This window comes from Deltaproteobacteria bacterium (assembly GCA_016219225.1).
Taxonomy (GTDB): Bacteria; Desulfobacterota; RBG-13-43-22; order RBG-13-43-22; family RBG-13-43-22; genus RBG-13-43-22.
Map to the genome: position 1 here is coordinate 1 of JACRBX010000080.1, position 8,764 is coordinate 8,764.

Genomic DNA, 8,764 nt, shown 5'->3' on the forward strand with positions numbered 1-8,764 from the left:
AAAAAGTAACGAAGGAGGGAAATGATTATGGCAGATTATCCAACTGTAGAAATAACCACCGATTTGTTGATCCTGGGTGGAGGAATGGCCGCCACGGGCTGTGCTGTTGAAGCCGCCTACTGGGCCAAGAAAAATGGCGTGAAAGTAACGGCTGTTGACAAGGCCGCCTATACGCGTTCCGGAGCCGTGGCCATGGGCCTTTCGGCTATCAACCAATATGTCGGCATTGCCGACGGTCAGAACACCGCGGAAGATTATGTCCATTATGTCCGCCAGGACCTGATGGGTATCTCCCGGGAAGACCTGGTTTATAACATTGCCCGACACGTAGATTCCTCGGTGCATCTTTTTGAGAAATGGGGCTTGCCTATCTGGTTGGATGAAAACGGCAAGTATGTCCATGAAGGCCGCTGGCAGCTCATGATCAACGGTGAATCCTACAAAGTGATCGTGGCCGAGGCCGCCAAAAACGCCATGGACGCCGCTGGTTTTGAGATCTATGAGCGTGTTTTTATCGTCGCCCCCCTGATGGACGGCGACCGGATCGCCGGGGCCGTCGGTTTCGGGACCCGCGATGAGAAATTCTATGTCTTTAAGGCTAAAGCCGTGATCTGCGCCCTGGGTGGTGCGGTTCACGTCTTCCGTCCCCGGTCCACCGGTGAAGGTCAGGGGCGTTCCTGGTATCCACCCTTTAATACCGGGTCCAGCGCCTTTTTTACCCTTAAGGCCGGTGCTGAAATGACCTGTCAGGAAGTCCGTTTTATCCCGGTTCGGTTCAAGGATGCCTATGGGCCGGTCGGAGCCTGGTTCCTGCTCTTCAAATCCAGGGCTACCAGCGCCACCGGAGGGGAATATATGGTGGTCCGTAAGGACGAGCTCAACAACTGGGCTCCTTACGGTCTGGCCAAACCGATTCCGGCCAACCTGCGTAACTATCTGGGGATGCTGGATGTGGAAGCCGGCTTAGGTCCCCTCTATATGGAGACGGCCGAAGCCATCCAGAATATCGCCAAGGGTACCCCTGATGAAAAAGCCTTCAAGAAGAAGATGAAGGAACTGGAATCAGAGGCCTGGGAAGACTTCCTGGATATGACCATTTCCCAAGCCATCCTTTGGGCGGCCAGCAACATCATGCCTGAAGCCAGCCGTTCCGAGATCGCCGCTTGTGAGCCTTATTTTATCGGCTCCCATTCCGGTGCCTCCGGAGCCTGGGTCAGCGGCCCGGAAGACCTGGATACCCCTTACAAATGGGGTTACGGCAATATGTGTACCACCAAGGGGTTGTTTGCCTGCGGTGACGCCTCCGGCGCCTCCAGCCACAAATTCTCCTCCGGTTCCCATGCCGAGGGTCGTTTTACCGGTAAAGAAGCCGTCCGGTTCTGTGTAGAGAACCCGGCCATGCCCAATGTGGATGCCGCTCAGGTCGACGCCTTGAAAAAAGAGATCCTGGCTCCGCTCAACACCTATGAACAGTTCTGCGGGTTATCCACGGATCCTGAAATGAACCCCAACTACATCAAACCCATGTCCTATATTCATCGTCTCCAAAAGATGATGGATGAATATGCCGGCGGCTGGGGATCGGGCTTTAAGACCAGCAAATCGCTGATCGAAAGAGGTCTGGAACTTATGGTTATGCTGCAGGAAGACTCGGCCAAATTAGGCGCCAAAAACGTCTATGAGCTGGAACGCTGCTGGGAAAACGTTCAGCGGACCTGGCAGGCCGAGGCCCATATGCGAACCATCCTCTTCCGGGATGAAACCCGTTGGCCGGGCTACTACTTCCGGGCTGACAAACCCAAGATGGATGATGTCAATTGGCATGTCTTTGCCAACTGTAAGTATGATCCAAAAACCGGTGAGTGGACCATGATCAAAAGAGACGTGGTTCCTCTTATTCCGTAATCCAACTTAATGATTAACCTCCAGGCGCCTTTGGGCGCCTGGAGTTTTTGAACAGAGAAGATATTTATTTAAAAAGAGGACGGACGGGGCGATGGACTTGTACAAAGTCCATCTGAAATGATCCGCAGGGGAACATATTCCTCTCTTTTAATAAATATCTTGGTGAAACTTCTCGATCTTGGCGCCTTTTCTTTTACATCTTACAAATACCCATCTTGTTATAGCCAACTATGAAAATTTATCTCAATTTTTAACCTCAAAAAAAATTGGTTCGGTGGAGCAAGATTAAATTTTTTTTGTTGTATATTGAAAAAAATTTAGTTAAAGCATAGAAAACTTTATTTTCGGAAAAACCATTAAATAAATTCCTGGAGGAGTCTATGGGAGATAAAAAAAGCATTTTGATTGTCGGCGGCGGCATGAGCGGATTGACTACAGCCATCGAGGCCGCTGAAGTCGGCTACGATTCCGTTATTGTGGAGAAAAAACCCTATCTGGGCGGCCGGGTAGCGCAGCTCTACCAGTATTTCCCCAAGCTTTGCCCCCCCAATTGCGGGCTGGAAATCAACTTCAAACGGGCCAAAAACAGTTCCCGGATCACCTTATATACCTTGGCGGAAGTGGAGACCATTTCCGGGGAAGAGGGGAATTATCAGGTAACGATTAAAACCACCCCCCGTTTGGTCAATGAGCGTTGTACCGGATGTAATAAATGTGCCGAGGCCTGCCCGGTGGAACGATCCAATGATTTTAATTACGGTTTGGATAATACCAAGGCGGCTTATTTACCTTATGCCATGGCCTTTCCCATGCAATATGTGATAGACGGCTCGGTTTGTCTCGGGCAAGCCTGCGCCAAATGTGTTGAGGCCTGTAAATATGATGCCATCGAACTGGATATGCAACCCCAAACCATCACCCTGGAGGTGGGGTCCATTGTCTGGGCCGCCGGCTGGAACCCTTACGACGCCACCAAACTGGAAAATTACGGATTCGGCCAGTATCCCAACGTTATTACGAATGTCATGATGGAAAGACTTTGTGCCGATAACGGACCGACCCAGGGTAAAATCCTCCGTCCCTCGGACCAGAAAGAGGTCGAGAAGGTGGCCTTTATTCAGTGTGCCGGATCCAGGGATGAAAATCATCTGGCCTATTGTTCGGGGGTCTGCTGTCTGGCCTCATTAAAACAATCCACTTATCTTCGGGAGAAAAATCCCAATGCCGAGGCCTTCATCTATTTCATCGACATCAGGGCCCAGGGCAAGCTGGAAGATTTTTTTGTTAAAGTGAAGAAAGATGAAAAGCTGTCCCTGGTCAAATCCAAAATCGCGCTGATTACCGAAGACCCGGTCACCAAAAACCTGTTGCTGGAAGGGGAAGACACGATGTCCGGTGAACGGATCCGGGAAACCGTCGACATGGTCGTCCTGGCAACGGGCATGGAACCGTCCACGGCTTCGGTCAAAGTACCGGCAGCGGTCCAATATGACGACTATGGTTTTATCGTATCCGATCAGGAGCAGAAGGGCATTTACGGGGCCGGTTGTATTAAGCGTCCGGCTGATGTGGCTGGAGTGGTTCAGGATGCGACCGGGGCAGCGCTCCGGGCTATTCAATCTGTGGTGAGGAGGTAATTAACAATGGATAAAAAACTGGGTGTATATATATGTACGGGATGCGGGATAGGAGAATCCCTCGATATAGAGGCCTTAAAAAAGGTGGCTACCAAGGAATTTAAGGCCCCGGTATGCAAAACCCATCCCTGGCTTTGCGGATCGGAAGGGGTGGAGATGGTTAAGGCCGACATGACCAATGAAGGGGTCAATACCCTGTCCATCGTAGCCTGTTCGCCACGGGTTAAATTTGATGTCCTGGATTTCTCTCCTGCTTTGCAGGACCGGGTCAATGTCCGGGAACAGGTGGCCTGGGTACTGCCGGCCGGGGATGAAGATACCCAGATGATGGCTGAAGACCAATTGCGCATGGGGTTGGTCAAGCTTAACAAAAGCACTCCCCCGGAACCTTATCTGGCGGAGAATATGAGCAAAACCGTCCTGGTGGTTGGCGGTGGGTTTTCCGGGATGAATGCCGCCATCGGAGCGGCTCAGGCCGGATACCCGGTAATTCTGGTGGAGAAAGAGGCTCAATTAGGCGGGTTTATGAAAACCATGAATAAACGGGTCCGCCCCCCCTATAAAGAACTAGCGGATGTGGATCTGGAAGGGCAGATCAAAAAGGTGGAGGCCGAGCCCAATATCAAGGTCTTTACGGCAGCCCAGATCGAAAAGATTTCCGGTGGTCCGGGGGTTTTTGATGTGACCCTCTCCCAGAACGGCTCTTCGGTGACCGAGCGGGCCGGTTCGGTGGTCCTGGCCACAGGTTGGAAACCCTATGATGCGGGTAAATTAGAGCACCTGGGCTATGGAAAATTTACTAATGTGATCACTAACATCCAGATGGAAGAGATGGCCAGGCAAGGGAAAATCACCCGGCCTTCAGACGGTAAAGAGGTTAAAAACGTCCTCTTTATTCAGTGTGCCGGTTCCAGGGATGAAAACCATCTACCCTATTGTTCCTCGGTCTGCTGTCTGGTTTCCCTGAAGCAGGCCACCTACGTCAAAGACCAGGACCCGGAGGCCGCGGTCTATGTCCTTTACAAGGATATCCGTACCCCCCACCAGAGCGAAGATTTTTACCGTAAGGTTCAGCGGGACGGGGGGATTTTTATCCGGGGCGAGATGACAGCCATCTCTGAGGATGGCAATAAAAACTTGGTGGTCGAGGCCGATGATGCCCTGCTTAATGAAAAGATCCGGCTGGAAGATCTGGATCTGGTAGTTCTGGCCGTAGGCCTGGTGCCCACTGCCCTCGATGAGATGGCCTTGAACCTGGATTACCGTCAGGGGCCTGGATTGCCCTTAACGAAATATGGTTTTCCGGATTCCAATTTTATCTGTTTCCCTTATGAAACACAGCGGACCGGTATCTATGCCGCCGGATGTGTCCGAAGCCCCATGGAAACCGCCCTCTGCGCCGAGGATGCCACCGGGGCGGCCCTTAAAGCCGTTCAGTGCGTCGAATCCACGGCCATCGGGGCGTCCACCTTTCCCAGGTCCGGCGATATGACCTATCCGGAATTCCAGATGCAGCGCTGTACTCAGTGTAAACGGTGCACCGAAGAGTGTCCTTTCGGGGCCATCAACGAAGATGAAAAGGCCAATCCCCTGCCCAACCCCACCCGCTGCCGTCGTTGCGGAACCTGTATGGGGGCCTGTCCGGAACGGATCATTTCCTTTAAGAATTACTCGGTGGACATGATCGGCTCCATGATCAAGGGGATTGAAGTTCCGGATGCCGACGATGAAAAGCCCAGGGTTATCGCCCTGATCTGTGAAAATGACGCCTATCCGGCTTTGGATATGGCCGGCATCAACCGGATCCCCATTGATCCGTTCTATCGGTTTATCCCGGTCCGCTGCCTGGGTTCGATCAACCTGGTCTGGATCGCCGATGCCCTGGCCAAGGGCATTGACGGGGTAATCCTCTTAGGCTGCCGTAAGGGGGATGACTACCAGTGCCATTTTATCAAAGGCAGTGAACTGGCCAATACCCGAATGGAAAAAATCTCGGAAACGCTGGGGCGCCTGGCCCTGGAACCGGACCGGGTCCGGGTGGAAGAGATTTCCATTAATGATTATGATAAGCTTCCGGTTATACTGAAGGATTTTATGGACAGGATCAAGGAACTGGAACCGAATCCCTATAAGGGGTTCTGATAGAAAATACGTTCGGCGTTCATCGTTCGGCGTTCGTCGAAAACCATTTGATACGAAAAGGGGTCAAGGGTTCAAGTGATTTTTTTCCATGGCTTTCACTTGAATCCTTGAATCCTGGGAAACCAGAGAAGGAAGAATATTATGGAACAGGTAGTAGGACCAAAAAGCAGTGGCGGAAAGGCCTATGACCAGTCCTTCGCCCGGGAGGTTTACCAGAAGGTTGATTCCGGGGAAGAGATCAAGATGTGCATGCAGTGCGGTGTCTGTGCCGGCTCCTGCCCCCTTAAGGAAAAAATGGATTATTCCCCCAGGAAGATCTTTACCCTGATCCGGGCCGGTCAAAGGGAGAAGGTGTTAAGCAGTCAGGCTATCATGTTGTGTACTTCCTGTTATTCCTGCAAGGTGCGCTGTCCCAGGAAGGTGCCGGTGGTGGATGTCATGCACGGCCTGGCCCATTATGCCCTCCGTCAGGGTTATAAACCGAGAGAAGAAACGGCCCTCTTCGGCCAGAAGTTCTGGGATAATATTTACCGTCTGGGCCGGATCGATGAAAAAGACGTGGCCCAGCGCTATTTCCTGGGGCATGGTCTGGGGCCGGGTATTAAGCTGATGCTGGAAAATATGAACATGGGACTTGGCATGATGCGCAAAAAACGGATGAAACTCCTGCCTGAAAGACCGATTAAAAACGTCAAGTCCTTGAGAAAAATGCTCGATAAGGCTAAGGCCCTGGGGAAAGGGGGTGCTGTCTGATGGATTATTTCCTTTATCAAGGTTGTTCGTTAGAAGCCAGTGGCATCCATTACATGATTTCCCTGGAGGCCATTGGCAAGGTATTGGGTCTGCATTTCAAAGAGATCGGGGATTGGAACTGCTGTGGAGCCAGCATCTCCTATGTGGGCGGGAACGAGCTCTCCGTGGACGTTTTGGCGGCCCGCAATCTGGCCCTGGCCGAGGCCCAGGGGGGGATGGACATCGTGGCCCCGTGCAGCTCCTGTTATATTGTCTTGAATAAAGTCAATCATAAGTTAAAAGAAGATCCGGAGCTGATGGCCAAGGTTAACGAAGTGCTGGCCGAAGGGAATTTAAAATACAGCGGCAAGCTCAAGGTCCGGCATATTTTAGATGTTTTGTATAACGATGTCGGTCCGGATAAAATCAAGGCCGCCGTCAAAAAACCCCTGAAAGGGCTTAAAGTGGCCGGCTATGTGGGTTGCCAGACGGTCCGTCCTTACGGGGAATACGATAGTGTGGAAAAACCGGTTATTCAGGACAGGATACTGGAAGCCCTGGGGGCCGAAGCCGTCCCCTTCCCAAAGAAGATGCGCTGTTGCGGTTCAGGGCTGTTCCTGACCGAGCTGGAGGCCTGTTTTGACCTGGCCCGGGATATTCTGGAAGACGCTCAGTCCCACGGCGGTCAGATTATTTCAACGGCCTGCCCCATGTGTCAGATGAACCTGGAGGCTTATCAGAAACGGATGAATAAGGCCCTGGGGACCCATTTTAATATCCCGGTGGTCTTTATCACCCAGTTAATGGCCGTGGCCTTCGGCCTGAGTCCCAAGAAAGATGCGGCCCTGGACCGGCTTTTGATTCCCGCCGAGCCCTACCTGAAAGTGGCCGCCGCTTAGTGCAGTAGCTTATATGACAAGATCAGAAATGCCCTTTTTCGAACAGTGGAGAAGGGCATTTTTTTAGGTCAAAAAAAATCAATGGATTCTACCCCATTGTTAAAACTCCCTGTCCCTGTACTGTAGCTCTCCAGAAGGGAATTCTAATAATGAATTTTTCTGGTCACTATTCTATCCTGAAGATCCTCATCATAACCCTTGATACGAAGGTAATGGCGCCGTGATTTACGGCATCAAAAATATCCCGATCCGTCCATCCCATCCCGTGGAGCCCTTCAATATCTTCCTGGGTTACGGATTCTGGTGATTTGAGGGCTTTCGGTACAAAAATCAACATGGCCTTTTCTGCTTCCTCTAAGGGTGCTGACGTCGGATCTGAACGAAGTCTTTCGAGGTCGCTTTCATCCAGGCCCTGCCTTCGTAACAGATTTCCATTAAATTGGACGCAGGGTAAACTATCAAATTCCGAGGCAACGGCATATCGGATACAGGTTAATAAGCTAAAATCAAGTTTAGGGTGGTTTCTGTAATACATGGTCATATTGAGTTTTTTTTTAAATAGCTCCGGGCTGACGGAGAACATCTCCATCGGCTTGGGAATCATCCCCGCTTGGTTTAAAAATAAAGAATAACTATCCTTTATTTCTCCCGCTGCCTCTTCAAGTTTCACTGTTTTTAAAAACGACATGGTTCTCTCCTCCTTTTTTAAATTGACGTGCTTTTGGTATTCAACTTACATTTCGAATTGGATTTTATGATCTTACCCTTCCCATGGACACGATTCCGGTTTGATATCCAGGATGGGGGTCCCATCCATCATGTCCAATCCTTTAACGCGAATCGTTGTCGCCTCGATAGCGAGGACTTCAAGAAGCGACATTCCAATCGGATTAGGGCGAAATGGCGAATGACTGCTAAAAACCCCTACCATCCTATCGTAAATCGGCGGCTTGATCCTCATGAACTTCTCGGAAAACTCAGGACTTTTATGGAAATGGAAAATAACAAAAATCTTCTGGCCGGGCCTGATTTCTCTGAGTCCTTCCAGATAGGCCTCATCGATTATTAAGCTTCCCCCCACATCCGATACCTTCCAACTTCGGGGAATTTCTTGCACCTCGGTGGATACATAACCGATGGGCTTCATTTCAATGCTCATTTTATCTCCCCTGTCATCCTGCTAAAAATCCAGGACATTATGAATTTACTTCGCTTATTTTAATACCGAACAGACTTTCAATTTACTGCACCTCCATTCATCAGCTTATAGTCCTTTTTGCATTATTAAGTACATCAGAACTACTGATCTCAGACATCCTGACACAGTGCCTCATTTTTATGTAACATGGACGATATCCTTGACACCATAAACGAGTCGAAGCTTCGAACCCGGGAATAATGTTTTTGTCGTATTCAACATTTCACAGAGCCTTCCGATAGCCTTGCTGC

At 50.5% G+C, this 8,764-nt stretch carries 7 protein-coding genes; 5 read left to right on the forward strand and 2 right to left on the reverse strand.

Going from position 1 to position 8,764, the window contains the following annotated elements:
• Positions 1 to 27: 27 nt before the first annotated feature.
• The 5 genes from aprA to HY879_06925 all read left to right on the forward strand — a co-directional run bounded on the left by aprA (position 28) and on the right by HY879_06925 (position 7,315).
• Entirely contained in the window at positions 28 to 1,905 is a 1,878-nt protein-coding gene (gene aprA / locus HY879_06905) for an adenylyl-sulfate reductase subunit alpha (protein ID MBI5603067.1), read from the forward strand.
• 380 nt (positions 1,906 to 2,285) lie between these two features.
• Positions 2,286 to 3,542, forward strand: a complete 1,257-nt coding sequence (locus HY879_06910; GenBank protein ID MBI5603068.1) for a CoB--CoM heterodisulfide reductase iron-sulfur subunit A family protein — start codon at positions 2,286 to 2,288, stop codon at positions 3,540 to 3,542.
• Between the two features lie 6 nt (positions 3,543 to 3,548).
• Positions 3,549 to 5,684 (forward strand): hydrogenase iron-sulfur subunit, encoded by a 2,136-nt coding sequence (locus tag HY879_06915; GenBank protein ID MBI5603069.1) that lies wholly within the window; start codon positions 3,549 to 3,551, stop codon positions 5,682 to 5,684.
• Positions 5,685 to 5,825: 141 nt separating this feature from the next.
• The gene (locus tag HY879_06920; protein MBI5603070.1) at positions 5,826 to 6,437 is read left to right on the forward strand and encodes a 4Fe-4S dicluster domain-containing protein; all 612 of its coding nucleotides are present in this window, start codon (positions 5,826 to 5,828) and stop codon (positions 6,435 to 6,437) included.
• Positions 6,437 to 7,315, forward strand: coding sequence for a CoB--CoM heterodisulfide reductase iron-sulfur subunit B family protein (locus HY879_06925; GenBank protein MBI5603071.1), 879 nt, complete (start codon positions 6,437 to 6,439; stop codon positions 7,313 to 7,315). The genes HY879_06920 and HY879_06925 overlap by 1 nt, the downstream gene beginning before the upstream one ends.
• 166 nt (positions 7,316 to 7,481) lie before the next feature.
• Here the strand turns inward: HY879_06925 and HY879_06930 are convergent, their stop codons facing one another.
• The gene (locus HY879_06930) at positions 7,482 to 8,003 is read right to left on the reverse strand and encodes a hypothetical protein (protein MBI5603072.1); all 522 of its coding nucleotides are present in this window, start codon (positions 8,001 to 8,003) and stop codon (positions 7,482 to 7,484) included.
• A 72-nt stretch (positions 8,004 to 8,075) separates the two neighbouring features.
• A complete protein-coding gene (tsaA, locus tag HY879_06935) occupies positions 8,076 to 8,474 on the reverse strand; it encodes a tRNA (N6-threonylcarbamoyladenosine(37)-N6)-methyltransferase TrmO (protein ID MBI5603073.1) in 399 nt (132 codons plus the stop codon).
• Positions 8,475 to 8,764: the final 290 nt, after the last annotated feature.

Excerpts from the sequence above, each read along its gene's own strand:
- aprA (MBI5603067.1), top strand. The coding sequence starts at position 28 with ATGGCAGATTATCCAACTGTAGAAATAACCACCGATTTGTTGATCCTG.
- HY879_06910 (MBI5603068.1), top strand. The coding sequence starts at position 2,286 with ATGGGAGATAAAAAAAGCATTTTGATTGTCGGCGGCGGCATGAGCGGA.
- HY879_06915 (MBI5603069.1), top strand. The coding sequence starts at position 3,549 with ATGGATAAAAAACTGGGTGTATATATATGTACGGGATGCGGGATAGGA.
- HY879_06920 (MBI5603070.1), top strand. The coding sequence starts at position 5,826 with ATGGAACAGGTAGTAGGACCAAAAAGCAGTGGCGGAAAGGCCTATGAC.
- HY879_06925 (MBI5603071.1), top strand. The coding sequence starts at position 6,437 with ATGGATTATTTCCTTTATCAAGGTTGTTCGTTAGAAGCCAGTGGCATC.
- HY879_06930 (MBI5603072.1), bottom strand. The coding sequence starts at position 8,003 with ATGTCGTTTTTAAAAACAGTGAAACTTGAAGAGGCAGCGGGAGAAATA.
- tsaA (MBI5603073.1), bottom strand. The coding sequence starts at position 8,474 with ATGAGCATTGAAATGAAGCCCATCGGTTATGTATCCACCGAGGTGCAA.